The organism is Streptomyces sp. enrichment culture, assembly GCF_964272855.1.
Classification (GTDB): Bacteria; Actinomycetota; Actinomycetes; order Streptomycetales; family Streptomycetaceae; genus Streptomyces.
This window is the reverse complement of record NZ_OZ186847.1, coordinates 7631291-7655025: the sequence shown is the minus strand read 5'-3', so window position 1 is coordinate 7655025 and position 23735 is coordinate 7631291. Positions and strand designations below refer to the sequence as shown.

Below are 23735 nucleotides of genomic sequence, written 5' to 3'. Positions count from 1 at the left end.
TCTTCGGGGGTCTGAACTCGGCCGAGCGGGATCCTGGCGGCGTACTGCTTGAGCGATTCCCGCCCGAGCCTTGAGCGCGCGTCCGAGCCGCAGCGGCCCGCAGGCAGTAGATGACGCCGAAGGCGTTGCCCCGGAACAACGCCCAAAGCTCGTCGGACGTTACCTCCGCGAGCGGCTTGACCTGCGCGATGCCCGAGTGGACACCATCAAAGGCACCCGAGCGGCGGTGCGGCTCGTCTCCGGCGGTGTACCCGCGTCGCCGAGCAGCGCGGACAACTCAAGCGTCAACACGACGAATGGGCCGCAGCGATCAGTTCCTCGGGGCTGGTCTGGCCGACGGGATCCCTGGCCCGAGTCGGCCACGAGACTTCGAAGGCGGTCAGCTTCGAGCTGCCCAGGGTTGTCTCACCAGACCCGGAGGGCATAGCGCCGTCCAGGTCGTGGTGGCTTTACGGTGGGTCACGTTCGGCTCGCTGCCGCGGATGACCAAGAGTGATTCATCGGTCTGCCGGAGGCCTGCTTTCCGTCCTCCGGCAGACGATGACTCGCGGCCTCAGCCGTCCAGGGCCCCGGTCACGGCGTCGACCACGGCAGAGGGCTGTTCCATGTGGACCATGTGCCCCGCATTGTCGACATAGGTGACCTGGGCGCGGCCTTCCAGGGCAGCTGCGTTGGCGGCTGGCAGTACCTGGTCCGCGCGACCCCATACCACGCTTACCGGGCCTGCGAATTTCTGAAGCAGGCCGACGGCGTCGATTCCCGGGCGGTCGCCGTCGAGAAGCGTGCCGAGCAGGCTGTCGAGCGCCTGCTGTACGCCGTCGAGCCGCTTGAACTTCATCAGGTCGTCGGCGAGTTGGCGGGTGACCTGCCCCGGGTCGGCGAACAGGTGGACCAGGTGAGGCTTGAGTTCCCGCCGTGAGGAGGCGGTGGCGAATCCACGCAGGTAGCCGGCGTTGATGGCGTCGCCGTAGCCGGCAGGTGCGACGAGGGTCAGCGACGCGATCTTACCGGGTTCGCGGGCGGCGGCGGCGGTGACCACGGCGCCGCCGAGTGAGTGCCCGACCAAGTGGACGCGTTCGATGCCCTGCTGTTGGAGGAAGCCCAGCAGCGCGCCGGCCAGGGTGTCGAGGGAACCGTCGCCGACGTCCTTGGTGGAGTCGCCGTGGCCCGGCAAGTCGATCGCGTGAACGGTCGCACGGGTCGACAGTGGTTCCTGTACGAAGAGCCAGGAGTTCTTGTCGCCGCCGTAACCGTGTACGAGCAGCACGGTCTCCTCCGCGGTGCCGAGGGTCGCGTAGGAGATGGTACGGCCGTCCACCTGCACTGTTCCGAGGGCTGGTCCGGCGACCTCCTCGACCGCGCCGGAGTCCAGTTCCTCGCGCGCGGCGCGGGCCGCTTCGTCGACCAGTTCCTCCGGCACGTGCGCCGGAGCGATCAGCGCGATCGTGCCGCCGACGGGGACGTCCTCGTTCGTCTCGGCGATGATCCGGCGCATGACACCCGACTCCGATGACTCAAGCGCCCCGGTGATCTTGTCGGTGTCGATGTCGGCCAGTTCGTCGCCCTCGGCCACCTCGTCGCCCTCGGCTACGAGCCAGCCGGTGATCTTGCCACTTTTCATCGACAGGCCCCACTTGGGCATGGTGACCTTCGCGATGGCGTCTTCGGTGCTCACAGGGCCCGTCACTTCTTCCAGTCCATGGTCTTCTTGACGGCGTTGGCCACCTTCTGCGCGTCCGGGATGTAGAGCTGCTCCAGAGGCTGCGCGAAGGGCACCGGCGTGTGCGGAGCGGTGACCATCCCGATCGGCGCCCGCAAGGCGCCGAACGCCTCCTGGGCCACCAGCGCCGAGATGTCGGTGGCCATGCTGCAGCGCGGGGTGGCCTCGTCGACCACGACAAGCCGGCCGGTGTTCTCGACGCTCTCGAGGATCGTGTCGCTGTCGAGGGGACTGGTGGTGCGTGGGTCGATGATCTCCGCCTGGACGCCCTGCCGGGCCAGCTCGGCCGCCGCCTCCTCGGCCACCGAGACCATGCGACCGAGGGCGACGATGGTGACATCATCGCCGTCACGGACCACGTTGGCCTCGCCGAACGGGATGGTGTAGCTGTCTTCGGGTACCTCGCCGGTCATGTCGTAGAGCGCCTTGTGTTCACAGAAGATGACCGGGTCGTTGTCGCGGATGGCCTGGATAAGCAGGCCTTTGGCCTCGTACGGGCTGGAGGGCAGGACGACCTTGAGGCCCGGTATGTGGGTGAAGACCGGGTACAGGCACTGGGAGTGCTGTGCGGCGGCGTTGAGACCGGCTCCGTACATGGTCCGCACCACCACGGGTGTGACGGCCTTGCCGCCGAACATGTAGCGGAACTTGGCGGCCTGGTTGAAGATCTGGTCGAAGCAGACGCCCATGAAGTCGATGAACATCAGCTCGGCCACCGGGCGCAGGCCACGTGTCGCGGCGCCGACCGCGGCGCCGACGAAAGCCGATTCCGAGATCGGTGTGTCCAGCACTCTTCCCGGGAACTGCTCGTACAGCCCCTTGGTCACGCCGAGGACACCGCCCCATGCGTCGTCCTCACCGGGACTGCCTGCGCCGCCCGCGTTGTCCTCGCCCATGACGATGACGGACGGGTCGCGCTCCATCTCCTGCCTGAGCGCCTCGTTGACCGCCTCGCGATAGCTGATCGTGCGTGCCATAACCGTGCTCCTGGAAGTGTTCGGGGTCAGTAGCTGACGTAGACATCGGTGGTCAGGTCGTCCGCGGTCGGCGTCGGGGCCTGCTTGGCCTCCGTCACCGCGGCCTCGATGAGACCGGCCACTTCCCCGTCGACACCGTCCAGTGCGGCCGCGTCGAGCTGACCGGAAGCAGTGACCCGCTCACTGAACTGCTTGAGGCAGTCCAGTGACGCGCGAGCCCGCGCCACCTCGTCGGCGCGATAAGTCTGCTGGTCGCCCTCGAAGTGACCGTAGTACCGGGTGAACTTGACCTCGATCAGGGTGGGCCCTCCGCCTTCACGGGCCCGTTCGATCGCCTCGCCCGCGGCCTCGTACACCGCGAAGAAGTCGAAGCCGTCCACAATCACGCCCGGCATGCCGAATCCGGCGGCACGGTCGGCGATGTTGTCGCAGGCCACCGACCAGGTGGCCGCCGTGGCCTCTGCGTAGCCGTTGTTCTCCGCCACGAAGATGGCGGGAAGGTTCCACACCGAGGCGAGGTTGAGCGCTTCCAGGGTGGTCCCCTGATTGCTCGCCCCGTCACCGAAGAACGCCACGCCGACGCCACCGGTCCCCTGCTGCTTGGCCGCCAGAGCGGTACCGCAGATCAGGGGCGGACCGCCGCCGACGATGCCGTTCGCACCGAGCATGCCCTTGGACAGGTCCGCGATGTGCATCGAGCCGCCCTTGCCCCGGCAGGACCCCGTGACGCGACCGTAGATCTCGGCCATCATCTCCTTGACGTCCACGCCCTTGGCGATGCAGTGCCCGTGGCCGCGGTGCGTGCTGGCGATCGAGTCGCGCTCGTCGAGGTGGGCACACACCGCGGTGGCCGAGGCTTCCTCGCCCGCGTACAGGTGCACGAACCCCGGGATCTCGCCAGTGGCGAACTCAAGGTGCAGCCGCTCCTCGAACTCGCGGATGGTGCGCATGGTGCGATACGCCTCCAGCAGTGCCTTCTCGTCGAGCCCCGACGTGGCCTGGGCCGGTTGAGTGGGTGTCATCGTTGACGGTCCTTTCTTCTGGGGCTCCTGTCGGTCTGGTCGTCCTCAGACCGTGGTGCGGTCGCTGCGGAACAGGCCGGCACGTGCCGCCTGGCTCATCACGGCGGTGACGTCGACACAGAGCGGCCCGTCCTCCCTGAGCCGCACCGTGGCACCCGTCGTGCCGGCCAGTTCCAGTTCGCGCTCGCCGTCGAAGGCCACCACGCCGCGGGGGGTGCTGATCTCCACCTGCTCGCCAGTGCGCAGGGGCCGCCAGGCAGCCACCCCGACGGGAAGCACCAGGCCCGGGGCGATCGGCGCGTTGACCACGATGGGTGCTTGCTCCGCCGGGCACAGACGCACCGCGATGCCCTCGGGCTCGTCCCTCGGGCTGGGACGGAGCAGGCCCGCTATGGAGGACAGGCCGGTCGCGTCCGGCTCGGCGAAGGTGCAGTACAACTCGGTGAGGGCGTCGGGATGCCATAGCGCACGGGAGCCGACATAGGGCGCTGTGGACACCGCGACGTCGACCAGTCCAAGCTCGGTCCGCTCGCTGGTGCGTACCTCGAGTGCGCGAGCCCGACTGGCGGCGATGCCTCGGTCGACGGCGCCGGTGGCCACCAGTCCGGCCGCCAGGCCGGCGACTGTGGCCTCACGCATCTGTGGGAAAGCGTTGTTGGTGCCGGTGGACAGTGACAACAACGGCACGTCGTACCCGGGGCCGGCGAGCAACGCCGCCGTGGCCACGCGTGCGGTTCCGTCGCCGCCCAGGCAGATGATCACGTTGGCGCCGGCCTCGACCATGCGGCGGACCGCGTTGGCCGTGTCCTGAGCGCTGTCGGTGATGGCATCGTCATCGACGAAGCGGACGCGCGGCCATGGCGTGCTCTTCGCCGGCCGGTTCCGCACGGCCCTCAATACAGCCGCGGAGATGCCTCCGAGATCGACGGACACCAGCACCGTCTCGACGCCGACCGTGCCCAGCGCCGTGAGCAAGCGCTGCACGATATTGGCCTTCTCGGCTGTCGGGAAAGCCGATGCGCCGGATACAAGCCGCCGGATGTCCCGGCCGGAGGCAGGGTTGGCCACAATGCCCACCGCAGTCATGCCGCAGGGCCCTTTCACGATCCGATGTGACCGGCGTCCTCCGGCCACGAGGGTCATGGGACAGCGGAAGCGGCCCAGCGGGACAGGGTTGCAGGAAATTGCACGCAGCGGTGGACGCAATCAGCTGCAACATCTTGTGAGCGTGGCGCGGTGATCGGACCGTGGGCCGATGACAAGTGTGCAACCGGACGGACGGCGGCTCCTGCGGTTGGAAGTCCGCAACAGCGCCGTCCCGATCGAGCGGAAACCTTCCTGGATCAGGACCCGCATACGGACAGGGCCAGGATTCGCTGAGCTCCAGGAGCTCGTGCGCCGCGAGCAACTCCATACCGTGTGCGAGGAGGCGGCCTGTCCGAACATCTTCGAGTGCTGGGAAGATCGGGAGGCCACCTTCCTGATCGGCGGGGATCGGTGCACCCGCCGGTGCGATTTCTGCCAGATCGACACGGGAAAACCGGCCGAGCTGGATGCTGCGGAGCCGCTGCGCGTCGCCGAGTCGGTAGGCGCGATGAAGCTCCGGTACGCCACGGTCACCGGCGTGGCGCGGGATGATCTGCCTGATGGCGGCGTGTGGTTGTACGGGGAGACGGTGCGGCAGATCCACCGACGCAACCCGGGTACCGCGGTCGAGGTGCTGATCCCGGACTTCAACGGCACACCGGATCTCCTTGACGAGGTATTCGGCGCATGTCCAGAGGTGCTGGCGCACAACGTGGAGACGGTGCCCAGGATCTTCCGGCGAATCCGTCCGGGTTTCGACTACCTTCGCTCGCTCGGCGTGCTGGCCCGGGCGCGGGAGGCAGGGCTGGTGACCAAGTCGAATCTGATCCTGGGACTGGGCGAAACCGGCGAAGAGGTGGTGCAGACGCTGCGCGATCTTCACGCGGCGGGATGCCGGCTGCTGACCATCACCCAGTACCTGCGACCGTCGGTGCGGCACCACCCGGTCGAACGGTGGTTACCGCCGGAGGAGTTCGACCGACTCCACGACTGCGCACGTGAGATCGGGTTCGCAGGAGTGATGGCCGGCCCGCTGGTGCGCTCCTCCTACCGGGCCGGACGGCTCTACCGGCAGACGCAGGAAGCCAGACAAGGAGAAGCGAAGTGACCACTGCCGACCTGGTGATCCTCGGTGGCGGATCCGGCGGCTACGCCGCGGCCTTCCGGGCGGCCGCGCTGGGCCAGTCCGTGATACTCATCGAGCAGGAGAAGCTCGGTGGGACCTGCCTTCACCGCGGCTGCATCCCCACCAAGGCTCTCCTACATGCGGCGGAGGTCGCCGACACCGCGCGCACCGGGGAGCAGTTCGGCGTGAGGGCCGCCTTCGAAGGTATCGATCTCACGAGAGTCCACGCGTACAAGGATTCGGTCGTCTCCCGCCTCCACAGGGGCTTGCGGAGCTTGGCCGAGGCCCACGATGTCACCGTCATCGAGGGGCGTGGCACCTTCGTCGGTGGCACCACCGTCGACGTCGGGGGCACACGCTACACCGGCCGCAGCCTCGTCCTCGCCACCGGCTCCTACTCCAAGTCGCTGCCCGGCCTTGAGCTGGGCGAAAGGATCGTCACCAGCGAGGAGGCACTGCGGCTGGACTACATCCCCGAGAAGGTCGTCGTGCTCGGCGGCGGCGTCATCGGCGTCGAATTCGCCAGCGTCTGGGCGTCCTTCGGTGCCGAAGTGACCATCGTCGAGGCACTGCCGCGTCTCCTGCCCGCCGAGGACGAGTTCTCCTCCAAACAACTGGAACGCGCGTTGCGGCGCCGCAGGGTTCGCGTCAAAACCGGGGTGAAGTTCACCGGCGCCCAACAGGACGAGCAGGGCCTGAGCATCGCACTGGAATCCGGTGACACGCTCGAATGTGACGTTCTGCTGGTGGCCGTGGGCCGTGGGCCGAACACCGCTGGCCATGGCTACGAGGCATCCGGGTTGAAACTGGAGCGCGGATTCGTCGCCACCGACAAACGCCTGCGAACCAACCTGCCTGACGTGTACGCCGTGGGTGACATTGTGGCGGGCCCGCAACTGGCACACCGCGGCTTCGCGCAGGGCGTTTTCGTGGCCGAAGCGATCGCTGGGCTGAACCCACCTCCCATTGACGAGGCCGGCATCCCTCGGGTGACATTCTCCCATCCGGAGGTCGCCTCGGTGGGGCTGACGGAGGCAGCCGCCAGCGAGAAGTACGAAACCGGTGTCACCACCCTCACGTACGACCTCGCAGGCAACGGCAAAAGCCAGATCCTCAAGACAACAGGGGCGATCAAGCTGGTCAAAGCACCCGACGGACGCGTGGTCGGCCTCCATATGGTCGGCGATCGTGTCGGGGAACTGATCGGCGAGGCCCAGTTGATCTACAACCTGGAACTCCTGCCCGAACAGATCGCGCCGCTCATCCACGCGCACCCGACCCAGTCCGAGGCGCTGGGCGAAGCGCACCTCGCACTTGCCGGAAAGCCGTTGCACACACACAGCTGACCGGTGGTCCACGTCTGACGGTGAGAGAAGGGCCGGGCGTCGCGTCCGGCCCAGCTGCTCTGGCGCCGCCCTCTCGTGGGTGGTTCAGCCAAGCTGGTTCACCCGCCCGGTATGGGTTCGTGGCCGGCGCGGTCGCGTCCTCTCCGGTGAGCAGGTGGGAGCGGATCAGGAACCGCACACCTTTGATGCCTCATGGGAGAAGCCGCCGCCTCGCCCCCGCAAGGCGGTGAGCAGATCTGTCGCCTCGCAGGCGGCCGGGCTGTTGTGCCTGTATCGCCGGTGGGTGATGCCACCGGCGATGGCGCTACGGCAGGTGTGACGCCTCGGAGCCTTGCGTGTTGCCACGCTGACCAGGCTGCCCCCTGCGTAACAGGGCGTCGCGCAATCGATGGTAAGTGGATACCCCGGGTTCCGGTCCGACCAGCCCGGATCTCCGACTGCCTGGGCGTATGCCCGCCGACTTATCGTCGCGCGACAGCTCCGCCGCGCCAAGGCACTCCAGTACGACATTCGCCGTGTCCGGGGGCTGGCCGCCGCACGGCCCGTCCACCGCACGACCACAGGATCGTGCCGGATCGGTCGGCGACGGCGGCAACGTAGCCGGCGTCGACGGCAACGGTGCGCGGCCCATCGGCCCGTTGCGTCGCTGTCCCCCGCAACGATGATGTAACCCACTGCGCGCGCACGTCACCGCCGTCGGCCGCGGGCGCGTTGTCCCGAGCTGGGTGAACGGTGCGCAGCGACCGCATCGGCGACTGGATCACTCCGGCGCGCGGATCGGGCGCTTCTGCCACACCCTGCAGCACAGAAGGCCCGGCTCGGCAGGCGTCGGGCCCAGGCCCGGTTCCCGAACAGCTCCCTGGCGTCGGAGGGCGCTTCCCGGGCCATGTGCACATGAACCCCGCTGTTCTCCGAGTCACCAGGCGCCGGCGTCCTTGGTGATGGTCAGTCGGACACCGTCGGCGAGGCGGTAGGGCCGGGTCGCCACAATCCCTCCAAGCTGGCGGCGAAGACGCGACACCTCGGCACGCACCGATACAAGGTGACCTGCATCGCCGAACAACGCCTGACTGAGCGCTTCCGCGGACATGCCGGCTGGACCCGCACGGTGCAGGAGCGCAAGTATTTCGGCATGCCGTTTGGTGATGAGCCGACGCCATCCCGTGTCACCCGCCTGCACCTGGAGCATCGGGGAGCTGGACAGGTCGAGTTGGAGCAGCAGCTCTCGCCCGCGGGCGAATGGCCGGACGAGCCAGCCGTTCGGTAGGCGCTCGGGCATGCATGCGCCGAAACCGGGCACAGCAAGGGTCTGCCTGGCGGCTGGCGCGGCAATCCGTGCGCCCACGGCGACGCCAGAGCTGTGCGCGACCCACCCATGATCGTCGACCACAAGCGCCGGACCCGAAGTGGCGGCCAGGAGCGGTGCGGCCGACTGCCGAAGCCGCTCAAGACGCTCCTGGTGACACCGCCAGATCTGGGCCTCCACGAGACGGCGCCCGGTCTCGGTCAACGCGCCGATCGCCGGGTGCAGTGTGAGGGCGGGACCGCTGATATCGACTATGCCCAGCAGATCCCCAGTACGAGGGTCGTGGACCGGGCAGGCGGTGCAGTACCAAGCATGCTGGTCCTGCTCGAAGTGTTCACCGGAGAGCAGCTCCACCGGCGCGGCCTCGGCAAGCGCGGTGCCGATCGCATTGGTACCCACCTGCGTCTCAGTCCAGACCGCGCCTTCGGTGAAACCGAGCGCGTCGGCACGGCGCCGCACCGATGACGCACCTGCTCGCCAGAGGATGACACCATCCGCATCCGCGACCACGAGCAGCATGTGAGAGGCGCCCGGATTCGCTTCAAATATCTGCGTGAATTCCTGGACAGCGCTCCGCATGGGCGATTCGTACCGTCGGCGTGCGATCTCTTCCTCCGTCACGGAAACGCGCGGGTTCCCGCCCCGCACCGCTAGGCCCATCCGCAGCATCCGCGTCCAGGACCGGGAGACGAGGGGACGTGGCGCCAGCGGTGGGCGGCTCCCGCCGATGACGGCTTCATGCATCCGGACCAGGTCCCGAGCGTAATCGGGCAAGCTCCGGCCCGCAGGGATCGCACTGTGCACGCTCACGACTGCACCTCCCGCATCTTCGCGCCAGCGGGGGAGCGTATCCGCAGTATCAACCGAGCGCTACTGCCGTGCAACAACTCCATGCAATTCCGTGCAACCCTGTCGAGCCCGCCCCGGCAAGGCCGTGTAATCAGCGCGATGACCCGGTGATCCCCGACTCTGCGAGGGCGCTCGCAGAGGATTCCGGTGTCCTCCACGAGAAGTTGGGATCCGCAGGGAGCACTCCACCCGCGCACTGGCTGTAGCGGGCGCAAGGGCTCTGCTTACTTCCTCGGGGGGAGTTTGCGGGGCGCCGGAATGTTCCCCCCAGAGAAAGCTCGGCGCTTTTCGGTGCAGCAGACTGCCGAATTCGGAGCCAAAGGCCACCCTCGCCATGCCGCTGCAAAATCCACCCGCCAGCAAGGGAGCTGAGAATGAAGGCAGCACGCTTCTACGGTCCGGGCGATATCCGGATCGACGATGTACAGGAACCTGCGACACGGCCGGGCACCGTCAAGGTCGAGGTCGAATGGTGCGGCATTTGCGGCACCGACCTCCACGAGTATCTGGAAGGGCCCATTTTCGCGCCGGCCAAAGGTACGCCGCACCCCCTGACGGGCGAGACCGTGCCCATCACTTTGGGTCACGAGTTCGCGGGAGTGGTCCGGGAACTCGGTGACGGTGTCGGTGACTTGCGCGTAGGCGACCGGGTCGTTGTCGAACCCTACGTCGTGTGCGGACGGTGCGACCCCTGCCTGCGCGGCATGTACAACGTCTGCCAGTCGCTGGGATTCGTCGGCCTCTCCGGCGGCGGAGGCGGATTCTCACAATTCGTCGTAGCCGAACGCCGCTGGATCCACCCGCTCGGCGAACTCGGCACAGACGTGGGGGCGCTCATCGAGCCACTCGCGGTCGCCTACCACGCCGTACGGTTGTCCGGCGCCCGGTCCGCCGACACCGCCATCGTGTTCGGTGCGGGACCGATCGGCCTGGTGACCACGGCTGTTCTGCGTGCGGTCGGCACCGAGTCGATCATCGTCGTGGAGCCCGCGGACGTACGCAAGGCCAAAGCAGTCATGGCCGGCGCCGACCACATACTCGATCCAACCACTACGGACATCGCTACGGCGGTGTCAGAACTGACCAAGGGCCGCAACGCCGACGTGACCTTCGAATGCGCCGGCATCGACGCGGTACTCAAGTCCGCGATCCTTTCCACACGCGCGGGCGGCACCTGCGTGAACGTCGCCGTCTGGGGACACGAGGCCAAGGTCGCACTGAACGATCTGGTGTTCCGCGAGGTCAAGGTGCTCGGCAGCCTCGCATATGCGAACGACCACCCGGCGACCATTTCCCTGGTCGCGAGCGGCCGGGTCGACCCGTATCAGTTCATCACCGGCCGAATCGGTCTCGACGACATCGTCACGAGCGGCTTCGACGAACTGGTGGGCAACAAGGAGGAGAACGTCAAGATCCTGGTCCGCCCGCACTGAGAGCGCGCAGCCAGGTGGCAGCGATTCTCTGTCGGCTGGTGGAAACCGGAGCGCTCACCGATGAGGACCTGTGCTCTCGGAGCGTCGCTGCGCCGACTGGCGGCCGCCGCAGCAGGCCGCCCGGCAACGGTGCGCCACACCAGCTCCGGCGGCACGGTGCCAGCACGAAACCAGCGCCGGAGTCAGCACCGCGCCGTCAAATCATCCCGAACTGTGTGTCCCGGACAGCCTTCGTGGCGACCGCCTGCGAGCCCCTGAGCCGCCCTGCCCTTAGCCGTCATGGTGGCTGCACGCATAGCGGACCCCATAACTATGTTGCCCCACCACATGTGCGGCTGACCTGCATGTTTCTACGGTGTGCCGACACGTACCCGTCCCCACCGCACACGAGGAAGTGGCGCACATGGCCTCCGCAGCAACCGCTCCCCCAACGCCCGGCAATCTGAAGCGCATCGTCGCCGCCAGCCTCATCGGCACCACCATCGAGTGGTACGACTTCTTCCTCTACGGCTCAGCCGCCGCGCTCGTCTTCAACGAGTTGTTCTTCCCGGAGTCCGACCCGCTCGTCGGCACGCTGCTGTCGTTCCTGACGTACGCGGTCGGGTTCGCGGCGCGGCCGTTGGGCGCGCTGGTGTTCGGGCACTACGGTGACCGGCTCGGGCGCAAGAAGCTGCTGGTGCTGAGCCTGCTGCTGATGGGTGGGGCGACCTTCGCGATCGGACTGCTGCCGACGCACGCAACGATCGGGACCGCCGCGCCGGTCCTGCTGACCGTGCTGCGGCTCGTGCAGGGATTCGCGCTCGGCGGTGAGTGGGGCGGCGCCGTCCTGCTGGTGTCGGAGCACGGGGACGCGCGGCGGCGCGGGTTCTGGGCGTCGTGGCCGCAGACCGGCGCGCCGGCCGGGCAGCTGCTCGCGACCGGTGTGCTGTCGCTGCTGACCGCTCTGCTGTCCGACGACGCCTTCTCCGCATGGGGCTGGCGGATTCCGTTCCTGCTGTCCGGTGTGCTGGTGATCGTCGGGCTGTGGATCCGGCTGTCCGTCGACGAGTCGCCGGTGTTCCAGCAGGCGCTCGCGCAGGCCGAGGCGCGCAAGGCGTCCGGGGCTGCCGACGCCGAGAAGCTGCCGCTGGTCTCCGTGTTGCGCCACCACTGGCGGGACGTCCTGGTGGCGATGGGCGCGCGTATGGCCGAGAACATCAGCTACTACGTCATCACCGCCTTCATCCTCGTCTACGCCACCACCGCCGCCGACGTCTCCAAGCAGACCGCGCTCAACGCGGTGCTGATCGCCTCCGCCGTGCACTTCGCGGTCATCCCGCTGTGGGGCGCCCTGTCGGACCGGGTCGGGCGTCGTCCCGTGTATCTGCTGGGCGCGGCCGGGGTCGGGCTGTGGATGTTCCCGTTCTTCGCACTCGTCGACACCGGTGACTTCGGCAGCCTGCTCCTCGCGGTGACGGTGGGCCTGGTGCTGCACGGCGCGATGTACGCCCCGCAGGCCGCGTTCTTCTCCGAGATGTTCGCGACCCGGATGCGCTACTCCGGTGCCTCCATCGGCGCCCAGTTCGCCTCGGTCGCGGCCGGCGCGCCCGCGCCGCTGATCGCCACCGCGCTGCTGTCCAACACGGGGGGCTCCACCTGGATCGCCCTGTACGTGATCGCGGCGGCGCTGCTCACGGTCGTCGCCGTGGGCGTGGCCAAGGAGACCCGCGAGCGCGACCTGGCCGACGTCGAGCCCGACGCCGGTGCCTCGTCCGAGGACGCCCGGGCCGCGGACGCGCACACCGTCTGACCGGCGCCACTGACCGCGGCCCCCGTACGCCCTCGCGTGCGGGGGCCGCGGTCAGTGGCGTTCCGGTGCCGCCAACCGGTGCAGGCGCAGGGCGAGCTGGATCTCCAGGGCGCGGGACGGGGTGTGCCAGTCGTCGCCGAGCAGGCGGCCGACGCGTTCCAGGCGCTGGGCGACGGTGTTGACGTGGACGTGCAGCTCGTCCTTGGTGCGGGCGGGGCTCATCCCGCAGGCGAAGTAGGCGTCGAGGGTGCGTAGCAGTTCGGTGCCGCGTCTCTCGTCGTAGGCGACGACCTGGCCGATGGTGCGGTCCACGAAGCCCGCCACGTCCCGGTCGCCGGCGAGCAGCAGTCCGAGGAAGCCGAAGTCGTCGGCGGCGGCACCGTCTCCCGTACGGCCCAGCAGGCGCAGGGCGTCCAGGCAGCGGCGGGCCTCCGCGTAGGCGCCGGCCACGGTGTCCGGGTGGGCGGCGAGGTCGCGGACCGGTGGGGAGGCGCCGACGGTGACCGATTCGTGGACGGCGGTGCCGAGGTGGCGGGCGGTGCGCCGGGCCAGTTCGGTGGCGCTGTCGCCCGCGGCGAGGGGCAGCAGCAGGACGGTGCCGCCGTCGCGGGCGGCGGCCAGCCCCTGCCGGGTCGCGGCGAGGTGGGAGGCGGCGGACCAGAGGCGGCGCCGGGCGGCGGCCTCCTGGTCGGCGTCGGCGGCGGGGCCGTCGAGCCGGGCGGCGAGCAGGACGTGGGTGGCGTCGAGGTCGGCGTGCAGCCGGGCGGCGCGCTCGCGGAGCAGGCGGGGGTCGCGGTCGCGGGCGTCGAGCAGGTCGTCCAGGAGTTCGCCGCGGACCCGCTGTTCGGCCTCGGCGGCGGAGCGGCGGGCGAGCAGCAGCAGGGAGGTGACCATCGCGGCGCGTTCCAGGGTGCGCTGGTCGACCGGGTCGAGGCCGGGATGGCCGCGCAGCACCAGCGCGCCGAGGAGTTCCCCGCCGGCGGCGACGGCGGCGATCCAGTCGTGCTGGTGGCGTACCGCGTGGCCTTCGGCGCGGGACTCGTCCAGGGCGCGCGCCGGGGCGTCGGCGGCCTCGGTGAACTCGACCGTGCCGTCCAGCACTTCGGAGACCGCGGCGGCCACGTCGTGCACCCCGCCGCCGCGCAGGACGAGTTCGGCCAGCCGGTCGTGCACGTCGGAGGCGCGTTCTATGACGGCGCTGCGGTCCTGGATGATCTCGTTGGCGCGTTCCAGGCCGGCGAGGGCCGCGCGGGTCTCGGTGAGCAGGTTGGCGGTGTCGATGGCGGCGGCGGCCAGGGCAGCGAAGGAGCCGAGCAGCGCGATCTGCTCGCGCTCGAAGACCCGGGCGCGGCGGTCGGCGGCGAAGAGCACCCCGATCACGTGGTGCCCCAGCATCAGCGGCACGCCGAGGATGGCCACCAGTCCTTCGTCGCTCACGCCCGCGTCGATGGTGTCGGTGTGCTGGAAGCGTTCGTCGCGGAAGTAGTCGTCGGTGACGTACGGCCGGGCCGTCTGGGCGACGAGTCCGCCCAGCCCCTCCCCCATGCCGAGCCGGAGCTGCTGGAAGCGGGCCGCGACCGAGCCCTCGGTGACCCGCATGTAGGTGTCGCCGCGGGCCGGGTCGTTGAGGCTGAGGTAGGCGACGTCGGTGCCGAGCAGGGACCGCGCGCGCTGCACGATCGCCTGGAGGACGGCGTCCAGGTCACGCAGGCCGGCGAGGTCGTGGGCGGTCTCGAACAGGGCCGACAGCTCGGCCTCGCGGCGGCGCCGTCCCTCCAGCTCCGCGCGCACCCGCAGGGCGAGCAGCTTGGCGTGCTCCAGTGCGGCGATCCGCTCGGCCGGCCGGCCCTCGGCGCGGGCGAGCAGCACCGGCTGTTCGTAGGCGTCGGCGGACGCGCCGCGGGCCAGCAGCTCGAGGAACGGCGCCTCGACACCGTCCTTCGGTGTGTCGAGGCCGGTGTCGGGCGCCGGGGCTCCGGTGGCGGGGCGCTCGGCGGACTGCACGTGATCGCGGGACATGCTCACAGGATTCACCATGACGCGGGCGCCTCGTCAGCCCTGTGGAAAACTCCGGCCGGCGCCCGGCGGCTCAGTGCGCGGTCCAGCCGCCGTCGAGGACGAGCGAGGTGCCGGTGACGAAGGACGCCTGGGGCGCGCACAGGTACGCGACCGCCTCCGCGACCTCCTCCGGCTCGATGAGCCGCTTCACGGCGCTGTCCTGGAGCATGACCTCGGCGAGGACGCGCTCCTGCGGGATGCCGTGCGCCCGCGCCTGGTCGGCGAGCTGCCGTTCGACCAGGGGCGTGCGGACGTAGCCGGGGTTGACGCAGTTGGAGGTGACACCGTGCGGCGCCCCTTCGAGGGCGGCGGTCTTGGACAGTCCCTCCAGGCCGTGCTTGGCGGCCACGTACGCCGACTTGTACGCCGACGCGCGCAGGCCGTGCACGGAGGAGATGTTCACGATCCGCCCCCAGCCCTGTCCGTACATGTGCGGCAGGGCGCCTCTGATCAGCCGGAACGGCGCCTCCAGCATCACGGTCAGCACGGTGTGGAACACGTCCGGCGGGAACTCCTCCAGCGGCCGTACGAGCTGGAGTCCGGCGTTGTTGACGAGGACGTCGGTGCCGGCGGCGACCTGTTCGGCGGCGTCCAGGTCGGTGAGGTCGAGGACGTGCGGTTCGACGGTGCCGGCCAGACCGGCGGACTGGTCGGCGAGCGCGGTGAGGCCGCTGTCGTCCCGGTCGACCGCTCTGACCTTGGCCCCGGCGGCCGCGAGCCGCAGCGCACAGGCGCGGCCGATGCCACCGGCGGCACCGGTGACGAGAGCGGTGCGGCCGCCGAGGTCGAGCGTGGGGGCGGACGGGCCGGGGAGGTCACGGGGCGGGGTCATGGGTCGACCCTAGGCAGGGCCCGCCCCGCACCCCATGTGGTCATCCCCCATAGTTCACTCTGAAGCCATAGGCTCGTACCACGTCGGTGCGTCCGACAGCGCCTGCTTGATCCGGAACAGCCCGAACTCGTGCAGCTCCGGCAGCGCGTCGACCTCGAACCAGCCCACCTCCAGCGACTCGTCGTCGTTGACCCGGGCCTCGCCGCCGACCGCGCGGCAGCGCAGGGTGATGTCCATGTACTGGCAGGTGTCACCGTTGGGATAGGTGACGGGGTCCAGGGCCTGGACGAGGACGACCCGCTCGGGGACGCAGTGCACCCCGGTCTCCTCGTAGACCTCCCGCACCGCGCAGACCGCGGGCTGTTCACCCGGGTCGGGGATGCCGCCGAGCACCGACCACTTGCGGGTGTCGGCGCGGCGGTTGAGCAGCACTCTGCCGTCGTCGTCGAAGACGATCGCGGTGATCCCGGGGAGCCACAGCAACTGGTGACCGGCGGAGGCCCGCAGGGTGCGGATGAAGTCAGGAGTAGCCATGGGCCGACCCTAACGGGCCGCACCGGCGCCCCCGGTGAGGTTCCGGGGGCGTACGGCAGTCCTACGGCAGGCGTACGGCGGTGGTACGGCTACACGTCACCCGCGCGCCGCCCGCGCAAGCGAACGGTGACCGCCCAGCCGAGCCCGCCCGCGGCGACCAGCACCAGGGCGAGCTCCGGCAGGACACCGAACCGGGTCGCGGGGGTCTCGGACGAGCGCAACGGCACCTCCTGGACGAGGGAGTCCGCGACGAACATGCCGGTCTTCTGGGAGATGGTGCCGTCCGGCAGGATGATCGCGCTGACGCCGCTGGTCACCGGCACGGTGACGGTCCGGCTGTGCTCGACCGCGCGGATCCGCGACATGGCGAGCTGCTGGTAGGTCATCTCGCTGCGGCCGAAGGTCGCGTTGTTGCTCGGCACGGAGATCATCTGGGCGCCGTGGGTGACGGTGTCCCGCACGGCCCAGTCGAAGGCCGCCTCGTAGCAGGTGGCGAGGCCGACCTTCGTGCCGTCGAGGGTGAACACGCCCGGCTCGGAGCCCCGGCTGAAGTCCTGGCGGACCATGCTGGTCCAGCTCTTGTTGATCATGTCGAGCAGCGAGCGCAGCGGCAGGTACTCGCCGAACGGCTGGATCTGCCGCTTGTCGTAGGTGTGGAGAGGACCCTTCTCGGGGTCCCACAGGATCTGCTCGTTCAGCAGCCTGCCGTCGCGTTCCACGACACCGCCGACGGAGATGGGCGCGCCGATCGCCTTGGCCGCGCGGTCGATGACCGTGCGGGCGTCGGGGTTGGCGAAGGGGTCGATGTCGGAGGAGTTCTCCGGCCACAGCACGAAGTCGGGCCGGGCGGCCTTCCCTGCCTTCACCTCGGCCGCGAGCCGCTCCGTCTCGCGCGCGTGGTAGTCGAGCACCGCGCGGCGCTGCTCGTTGAAGCCGAGTCCCGCGCGGGGCACGTTGCCCTGGATCACGGCGACGGTGGCGGTGCCGGTCTGGGCCTCGTCGCTGACCAGCGGCAGGGCGGCCAGCGCCGCCAGTGGCGGCACGGCGAGGCTGAGCAGTGCCGTGATCCCGGCGGACCGCGGTATCGCGCGGGTACGGCGCGCCTCCACCGCGAGGCGGATCACCTCGTACAGCCCGAAGCCGCACAGGACGACCGCGAAACCGAGGACCGGGGTGCCGCCGAGGGCGGCGAGCGGCAGGAAGACTCCGTCCGCCTGGCCGAAGGCGATCTTGCCCCAGGGGAAGCCGTGGAAGGGCACACGCGCGCGGGCCGCCTCCCCCGCGATCCACACCGCGGCCGCCCACACGGGCCACGCGGGCAGCCGGGACACCGCGGCGACGCCCGCGCCGACGAGGGCGACGAACAGTGCCTCGATGGCGACGAGCGCGAGCCAGGGGCCGGGGCCGACCTCCACGCCGGTCCACACCAGCAGCGGCAGCAGGAAGCCCAGGCCGAAGAGGTAGCCGAGGCCGAGGCCCGCCTTCACACTGCGGCCGCGCAGCACCCACCCGAAGGCGGCGAAGGCCGGCAGGGCCAGCCACCACAGGGTGCGGGGCGGGAAGCTGACGTAGAGCAGCACTCCGGAGAGCGCCGCGGTGGCGGCCGGGACGAGGCGCAGGAGTCGCGCCCGCTGGGCGGGGGCGGTCCGCGGCTGGACGTCGTCCGACTCGCCGACGGAGGTTGCGGTGACGGTCACTCCGGGAGTCTACGGCGGGTGACGGAGGCGCCGACAGCGCGGGCGGACGGGCCGGCGGTACCTGGCGCCGACCTCTGCAGCATCGTTTCCGCACCGGTCCGCGCGACTCATCCACAAACCGCCCATCAGCCGTTACCGTGAGCCGAAGCCTCGGGTCGTGCGGCCGTGTCCTGGACCGGCGGACGGGGCCCGTCACAGGTCGGGGGACCGGTTTCGGGGGGACGGGTGGGTTCCACGGGGATGTCGTCTGCGGTCGGACCGGAAGCGGACGGCGACAGACGAAACGTTTCTGACGCGGCGGGCGTAATGGTGCTCGGCGCCTGTGCCGTCTGGTCGATGATCACGGCCGCGGCTCACGGCGGCCGGCCCGAGGGGATGCTGCTGGCGGTGCTCGCCGTGGCCGGCGGGTACGCCGCCGGGCGGATCTGCGGATCGCTGCTGCCGGTCGCCGCGCCCTGCGCCGGGGCCCTCGCCGGCCTCGGTCTGACCGTCGCCGCGCCGCGCCTCGTCCCGGGTCCGCAGCCCGGCGCCCCGCTCGGGCACGCCGGGGCCACCGCGGCGCTGCTGGCCCTGGCCGCCGGCGCCGCCTGCTGCGCGGCCTGGTCGGCGGGCCCCGCCGCACTGCGGCTGGCGCTGCGCGCGCTGGCCGTGGGGATCGCGGTGACCGCGGCGGCCGTGGGCTCGGTCATGGGTGCCCTCGCCTGTACGGCGGTGCTGCTCGCCTCGCTCGCCGCCGGACGGGTGCGGCACCGGGGGCTGGGCGTCGCCGGACTGGCACTGGCCGCTGTGCTGCTGGTCGGGGTGGCCCTGGCGGTCGCGGGGCGCGTGCTGCCGCCGGGGCTGTCCGCGTCCCTGGAGGGCCCGCTGACCCGGCACCGGGTCGATCTGTGGCGGGACGCGCTCGCCCTCGCCCGCGCGGACGCCGTGCTGGGAGTGGGGCCGGGGCGGTTCGGGGAGCTGAGCCAGGCCGTGGCCGGTTCGCCGCTGTCCGACGGCAAACCGCACTCGGCGCCGTTGCAGCAGGCGGCCGAGCAGGGTGTGATCGGGGTGCTCCTGCTGGCGGCGGTGTTCGGCTGGATGCTCTACACGCTGTGGCGCACCGCGCGGCCCACGCCGGTCGCGCTCACCGCGGGCGCCGCGCTGACGGCACTCGTGGCGATCTCCGTGGTCGGCAACGCGCTCAGCTTCACCGCGGTGACGGCGGGCGCGGGCCTGCTGGCGGGACTGGCGACGGCACGCTCCCCGCTCGGGGAGCCTTCGCGGCCGGGAGCATGACCGGACCGCGCGGAAGCGCCGATGGCGGTGCCGGGGCTCCGGGCGGATCCGGCGGGGCTGTTGCCGCACCGCGCGGGACCACGTCACGGCACCGGGGCCCTGGGGGGTGTCTCGTCGATCAGGCCGGATCAGGGAGCGGCGCCTGGTGCCGTGCATCGCAAGGCGGAGGAGGGAGCCGATGCGATGGGAGTCCCCCCTGCTCGAGCGGAGCCGAGAGCTTGGGGGAATCGGGGACCGACGACAACGCGACGAGGCGCGGTGCCAGACGCCGCGAGCCCGGCATGATCGGCGAGACACCCCCTAGGACTGACCCGGCCGAGCTGTGGCCGCACCATGCGGGGCCACGTCACGGCGACGGGGCTGCGGGACCGGACCCAGCCGATGTCGCCGCACCGCGCGGAACCACGTCACGGCGCCGGGCGTCCGGACCGGCCCCGGCCGAGCCATCGCCGCATCACGCGGGGCCGCGCCGCTCGGCGGCGCCGTGGCCACACCGCCCGAGACCACGCCGCCCGGCGGAGCCGTCACCGCACCGCGCGGGACACGCCACGGCGCCGGGACTCCGGGACCGGACCAGCCGAGCCGTCGCGCACCACGCGGAACCACGCCGCCCGGCGGAGCCGTGCTCAAAGCGCCCGAGACCGCGCCGCCCGACAAGCCGTCGCCCCACCGCGCCACACCACGCCGCGCCGCCCGTCAAAACCGACGCCGTAGGGAACCCCGTCAGCGCGTCGTCTCCGGCGCGCTGGGCAGGAGCCGGTTCCGGATGACCCGTACCGCCGATTCCGCGTCGTCCACGGTGATCGTGAGGGTGTGGCCGTCCCACAGTCGCAGGACCAGGCCCTCGCCCCGGCGTACGACGACGGCGGTGCCCTTCTCCGGCCGCCAGCGGTAGCCCCATCCGCCCCAGTGACGCGGTGTGACGAGCGGGGCGAAGTCCGCGCCGGCGACCTGTGAGAGGGGGATGCGGCGGCGCGGCACGCCGATGTGGCCGCAGCGGATCTCCAGGCACTCCGCGTCCACCCGCAGGGCGACGTGCACGAAGGCGAGGGTGCCGAACAGGACCAGCAGACCCGCCGCGATGCAGCCGACGACCGACATGACCAGCGGCACGATGCCGCCCGTCCACGCGGAGTCGATGGCCAGCCCGATGCCGAGCGCCATGCAGGCGGCACCGAAGAGCGCCAGCAGCCACTGGAACCGGTTGGTGGCCCGACCGGTCCAGACATCGGCGTCGGGGGCGCTCTCAGGGCGGGGATGGTCCCTCATGCTTCGAGGTTACTCAGCTTTCGCTGCGCGGGTAGCCCGTTGCACAGCGTGACTGGGCCGGTCGGGCGTCCAGGGCCCTGGTACCAGGAGCGGTCAGCGCGGGTCGGCCACCGGGGCGGGGACGTCCGAGGTCAGCAGACGGCCTTCCGCGTAGGCCAGCGCCGGCGCGGGCAGCGCGCCCTCGCGTCCGCTCAGCAGCACCGTCACCCCGCCGCGCGACGCGGCCTCGGGCCGGGCGTCGGCGCCGATCCGGCGCAGGGCCTGCGCGGCCACGGCGCCGGCCGAGCCGTGCAGGGCCAGCGGCGGACGGCCCGGGCGCTGCACGGCGGCACGGATGCGCTCGGCGACCAGTTCGTAATGGGTGCAGCCCAGGACCACGGTCGTCACATCGTCCGGTGTCAGCTCGGCCGCCGCGGCGACGGCGGCGTCGATCGCCGTCTCGTCCGCGTGCTCCACGGCTTCGGCGAGGCCCCAGCACGGCACCTCGGTGACCGGCACGCCCGCGGCGAAGTCCCGGATGAGTCCCCGCTGGTAGGGGCTGCCGGTGGTGGCGGGCGTGGCCCAGATGGCGACGTGACCGCCGCCGGCCGCCGCGGGCTTGATCGCCGGGACGGTGCCGATCACCGGCAGGGCGGGCTCCAGGAGGGCGCGCAGCGTGGGCAGGGCGTGCACGGTGGCGGTGTTGCAGCCGACGATGAGTGCGTCGGGGCGGTGCTCGGCGGCGGCCTCGGCGACGGCCACGGCCCGCGCGGTGAGGTCCTCCGCCGTACGCGGGCCCCAGGGCATGCCGTCCGGGTCGAGGGAGAGCACCAGATCGGCGTCGGGGCGAAGGCGCCGTACCGCGGCGGTGGCCGCCAGCAGCCCGATTCCTGAATCCATGAGCGCGATCTTCACCCGGCCACGATAGTCGATGTGCCTTCCGGGCCCTCCCCCGTGGGGCAGACTGCGTGGGTGAGCGCCCTCGCGTGGACTGCCGCCGGTTCCCTGGCCGCCTGGCTGTGGCTGCTGCTCGGCCAGGGGTTCTTCTGGCGCACGGACGTCAGGCTGCCGCCCCGCCGCGATCCCGGCGACTGGCCGCCCGTGTGTGTGGTCGTACCGGCCCGTGACGAGGCCGCGGTGCTGCCGGTGAGCCTGCCGTCGCTGCTGGCGCAGGACTATCCGGGCCGGGCGGAGGTGTTCCTCGTCGACGACGGCAGCACGGACGGCACCGGGGAGCTGGCGCGGGATCTGTCCCGGCGGCTGGGCGGTCTGCCGCTGACCGTGGTCTCGCCGGGCGAGCCGCCGACGGGCTGGACCGGCAAGCTGTGGGCGGTGCGGCACGGCATCGGTGAGGCACGCGCGCGTGGACCCGAGTACCTGCTGCTGACGGACGCCGACATCGCGCACGCGCCGGACAGTCTGCGCTCGCTGGTGGCGGCGGCCCGCACCGGGGGCTTCGACGTGGTCTCGCAGATGGCCCGGCTGCGGGTGGAGAGCCTGTGGGAGCGTCTGGTCGTGCCGGCGTTCGTCTACTTCTTCGCGCAGCTGTACCCGTTCCGCCGGATCGGCCGGCGGGGCGCGCGCACGGCGGCCGCCGCGGGCGGCTGTGTCCTGCTGCGGGCCGAGGCCGCCGAGCGGGCGCGGATCCCGGACTCGATCCGCCACGCCGTGATCGACGACGTGGCCCTCGCGCGGGCCGTGCGCGGCAGCGGCGGGCACATCTGGCTGGGCCTGGCGGAGCGGGTGGACAGCGTGCGTCCGTATCCCCGGCTGCACGATCTGTGGCGGATGGTCTCGCGCAGTGCCTACGCCCAGCTGCGGCACAACCCGCTGCTGCTGCTCGGCACGGTCGCCGGGCTGGCCCTCGTCTATCTGGTGCCGCCGGTGGCCGTGACGGCCGGGGCCGTCGTGGGTGACACGGCGGCGGCTGTCCTCGGGGGCTTGGCGTGGCTGGTGATGGCGGGGACCTATCTGCCGATGCTCCGCTACTACCGGCAGCCGTGGTGGCTCGCTCCGCTGCTGCCGTTCACCGCGTTCCTCTATCTGCTGATGACGGTCGATTCCGCCGTGCAGCACCACCGAGGGCGGGGCGCGGCCTGGAAGGGCCGCACCTACGCGCGTCCGGACGCCGTCCCCGACGAGAGCTGATCACTTCCGTCCGGGGGTCCAGTTCATGCCCCACCCGTAGGCGTGGTCGACGGTCCGCTGCGGGCTCACGCCGCGCTCGGGGATCAGGTAGCGGGCCTCGCGCTGGACGATCAGGTCGCCGCCGGTGTTGGTGATCAGGGCCAGCGCGCACACCGGGGAGGGGACCGTGCACTCGTCCAGGGAGAAGTCGACGGCGGCGCCGTGCTGCGGCTGGAGGGTGACCGTGGCGTGCAGGTCGGCGAAGGAGCGGGCGCCCTCGTAGATGGTGACGAAGACCAGGATGCGCCGGAAGGCGTCCTTGTAGTCGAGGTTGACGGTCAGGTTCTCGCCGGTCGCCACGGCGCCGGTGCGGTCGTCGCCGTCGAGGTGGATGTACGGCGGGTGGTGCAGCGAGCCGAAGGCGTTGCCGAGGGCCTGGACGACGCCTTTGCTGCCGTCGGCGAGTTCGTACAGGGCGCACAGGTCGAGGTCGAGGTCGGAATGCATGGCGACGGCCCTGCCGAGCTTGCTGCCCCAGCCGGAGAACTGCTTGCGCACCTCCCAGTTGAGGTTCACCCGCAGGGCGCCCGAGGTGCCGCCCTGCTTGGTCAGCGACACGGTGGGGGCGGCCTTGGTGAGCGTGACCTTGGTGAGCCGTACGGGCGCGGCCGGCGGGGGCGGGGTGACGGGTGCGGTCGCCGACGGGGTCCGGACCGGCGCGGCGGGCGGGGTGCGGACCGGGGAGGCCGGCGGGGCGGCGTGCTGCGGTTCGTCGACGGTGATGCCGAAGTCGGTGGCCAGTCCTTCCAGGCCGCTGCTGTAGCCCTGGCCGACCGCGCGGAACTTCCAGGCGCCCTGGCGGCGGTAGAACTCGCCGAGGACGAAGGCCGTCTCGACGGACGCGCCGGTGCTGTCGAAGCGGGCGACCACGGTGCCCTGGGTGGCGTCCTTGACCTCGATGTACAGGCCAGGCACCTGGCCGAAGGCGCCACCGTCGGCGGAGGCGGCGAGCACCACCGTCTCCACGGCGCTCTCCACGCGCGTGAGGTCGACGAGCAGCGTGTCGGTCACCATGCCGCCGGTGTCCCGCTTGCCCTCGTGGCGGACCGCGCCGGAGGTGTGCGCGGGCTGGTTGTAGAAGACGAAGTCGCTGTCGGAGCGGACCTTGCCGCCGGCCAGCAGCAGCGCCGAGGCGTCCGCGTCGGGGACGCCGGGTCCGCCGCGCCAGCCGACCTCGACCCGCAGTGCGGCCGTCGGCACCGGCGTATTCGATCCTTTCGGCATGGACATGCCCGCCCCCATCACGCGTT

General features: G+C 71.1%; 18 protein-coding genes. 6 read left to right on the top strand and 12 right to left on the bottom strand.

All coding sequences use genetic code 11. The features are described 5' to 3' along the window. Positions 1 to 553 precede the first annotated feature (553 nt). The 4 genes from ACSU6L_RS34055 to ACSU6L_RS34040 are packed head-to-tail and all read right to left on the bottom strand — an operon-like array spanning position 554 to position 4805. Positions 554 to 1675: an acetoin dehydrogenase dihydrolipoyllysine-residue acetyltransferase subunit gene (locus tag ACSU6L_RS34055; protein ID WP_437063142.1), complete on the bottom strand. Its 1122-nt coding sequence runs from the start codon at positions 1673 to 1675 to the stop codon at positions 554 to 556. Positions 1676 to 1683: 8 nt separating this feature from the next. Beyond that, the gene (locus tag ACSU6L_RS34050; protein WP_437063140.1) at positions 1684 to 2697 is read right to left on the bottom strand and encodes an alpha-ketoacid dehydrogenase subunit beta; all 1014 of its coding nucleotides are present in this window, start codon (positions 2695 to 2697) and stop codon (positions 1684 to 1686) included. Between the two features lie 26 nt (positions 2698 to 2723). After that, positions 2724 to 3719, bottom strand: a complete 996-nt coding sequence (locus ACSU6L_RS34045; RefSeq protein ID WP_437063138.1) for a thiamine pyrophosphate-dependent dehydrogenase E1 component subunit alpha — start codon at positions 3717 to 3719, stop codon at positions 2724 to 2726. A 45-nt stretch (positions 3720 to 3764) separates the two neighbouring features. Next, on the bottom strand, positions 3765 to 4805 hold the full coding sequence (locus tag ACSU6L_RS34040) for an ATP-NAD kinase family protein (RefSeq protein ID WP_437063136.1): 1041 nt from the start codon (positions 4803 to 4805) through the stop codon (positions 3765 to 3767). A gap of 169 nt (positions 4806 to 4974) precedes the next feature. On the opposite strand from ACSU6L_RS34040, the gene lipA reads away from it, so the two are divergent. Further along, positions 4975 to 5913, top strand: a complete 939-nt coding sequence (gene lipA / locus ACSU6L_RS34035) for a lipoyl synthase (protein WP_437063134.1) — start codon at positions 4975 to 4977, stop codon at positions 5911 to 5913. Next, positions 5910 to 7277, top strand: coding sequence for a dihydrolipoyl dehydrogenase (gene lpdA, locus ACSU6L_RS34030; RefSeq protein WP_437063132.1), 1368 nt, complete (start codon positions 5910 to 5912; stop codon positions 7275 to 7277). Before lipA ends, lpdA begins: the two co-directional genes overlap by 4 nt. Positions 7278 to 8193: 916 nt before the next feature. Here lpdA and ACSU6L_RS34025 read toward each other — a convergent pair. Beyond that, the gene (locus ACSU6L_RS34025; protein WP_437063130.1) at positions 8194 to 9162 is read right to left on the bottom strand and encodes a transcriptional regulator; all 969 of its coding nucleotides are present in this window, start codon (positions 9160 to 9162) and stop codon (positions 8194 to 8196) included. A gap of 644 nt (positions 9163 to 9806) precedes the next feature. Here ACSU6L_RS34025 and ACSU6L_RS34020 point away from each other — a divergent pair. Together ACSU6L_RS34020 and ACSU6L_RS34015 are read left to right on the top strand one after the other, a co-directional pair. Beyond that, positions 9807 to 10865 (top strand): 2,3-butanediol dehydrogenase, encoded by a 1059-nt coding sequence (locus ACSU6L_RS34020; RefSeq protein ID WP_437063128.1) that lies wholly within the window; start codon positions 9807 to 9809, stop codon positions 10863 to 10865. 403 nt (positions 10866 to 11268) lie between these two features. Continuing rightward, a complete protein-coding gene (locus tag ACSU6L_RS34015) occupies positions 11269 to 12654 on the top strand; it encodes an MFS transporter (RefSeq protein WP_437063126.1) in 1386 nt (461 codons plus the stop codon). A 51-nt stretch (positions 12655 to 12705) separates the two neighbouring features. Here ACSU6L_RS34015 and ACSU6L_RS34010 read toward each other — a convergent pair whose 3' ends face one another. The 4 genes from ACSU6L_RS34010 to lnt all read right to left on the bottom strand — a co-directional run bounded on the left by ACSU6L_RS34010 (position 12706) and on the right by lnt (position 17775). Next, positions 12706 to 14673, bottom strand: a complete 1968-nt coding sequence (locus ACSU6L_RS34010) for a helix-turn-helix domain-containing protein (RefSeq protein ID WP_437063124.1) — start codon at positions 14671 to 14673, stop codon at positions 12706 to 12708. A gap of 70 nt (positions 14674 to 14743) precedes the next feature. Then, entirely contained in the window at positions 14744 to 15544 is an 801-nt protein-coding gene (locus ACSU6L_RS34005) for a 3-hydroxybutyrate dehydrogenase (protein WP_437063122.1), read from the bottom strand. Between the two features lie 54 nt (positions 15545 to 15598). Beyond that, positions 15599 to 16078 (bottom strand): NUDIX hydrolase, encoded by a 480-nt coding sequence (locus ACSU6L_RS34000; protein ID WP_073945215.1) that lies wholly within the window; start codon positions 16076 to 16078, stop codon positions 15599 to 15601. An 89-nt stretch (positions 16079 to 16167) separates the two neighbouring features. Beyond that, positions 16168 to 17775, bottom strand: a complete 1608-nt coding sequence (gene lnt / locus ACSU6L_RS33995) for an apolipoprotein N-acyltransferase (RefSeq protein ID WP_437063119.1) — start codon at positions 17773 to 17775, stop codon at positions 16168 to 16170. A gap of 240 nt (positions 17776 to 18015) precedes the next feature. Here lnt and ACSU6L_RS33990 point away from each other — a divergent pair, with 240 nt between their 5' ends. Beyond that, positions 18016 to 19050 carry an O-antigen ligase family protein gene (locus ACSU6L_RS33990; RefSeq protein ID WP_437063117.1) on the top strand — a complete coding sequence of 345 codons (1035 nt, stop codon included), beginning with the start codon at positions 18016 to 18018 and terminating at the stop codon, positions 19048 to 19050. A gap of 723 nt (positions 19051 to 19773) precedes the next feature. Here the strand turns inward: ACSU6L_RS33990 and ACSU6L_RS33985 are convergent. Next, a complete protein-coding gene (locus ACSU6L_RS33985) occupies positions 19774 to 20319 on the bottom strand; it encodes a hypothetical protein (RefSeq protein ID WP_437063115.1) in 546 nt (181 codons plus the stop codon). A gap of 93 nt (positions 20320 to 20412) precedes the next feature. Beyond that, on the bottom strand, positions 20413 to 21213 hold the full coding sequence (locus tag ACSU6L_RS33980) for a glutamate racemase (protein ID WP_437063113.1): 801 nt from the start codon (positions 21211 to 21213) through the stop codon (positions 20413 to 20415). 57 nt (positions 21214 to 21270) lie between these two features. On the opposite strand from ACSU6L_RS33980, the gene ACSU6L_RS33975 reads away from it, so the two are divergent. After that, positions 21271 to 22446: a glycosyltransferase gene (locus tag ACSU6L_RS33975; RefSeq protein ID WP_437063111.1), complete on the top strand. Its 1176-nt coding sequence runs from the start codon at positions 21271 to 21273 to the stop codon at positions 22444 to 22446. Here ACSU6L_RS33975 and ACSU6L_RS33970 read toward each other — a convergent pair whose 3' ends face one another. Then, complete coding sequence (locus tag ACSU6L_RS33970; RefSeq protein ID WP_437065141.1) at positions 22447 to 23709, bottom strand: TerD family protein; 1263 nt, start codon at positions 23707 to 23709, stop codon at positions 22447 to 22449. Between the last annotated feature and the right edge of the window lie 26 nt (positions 23710 to 23735).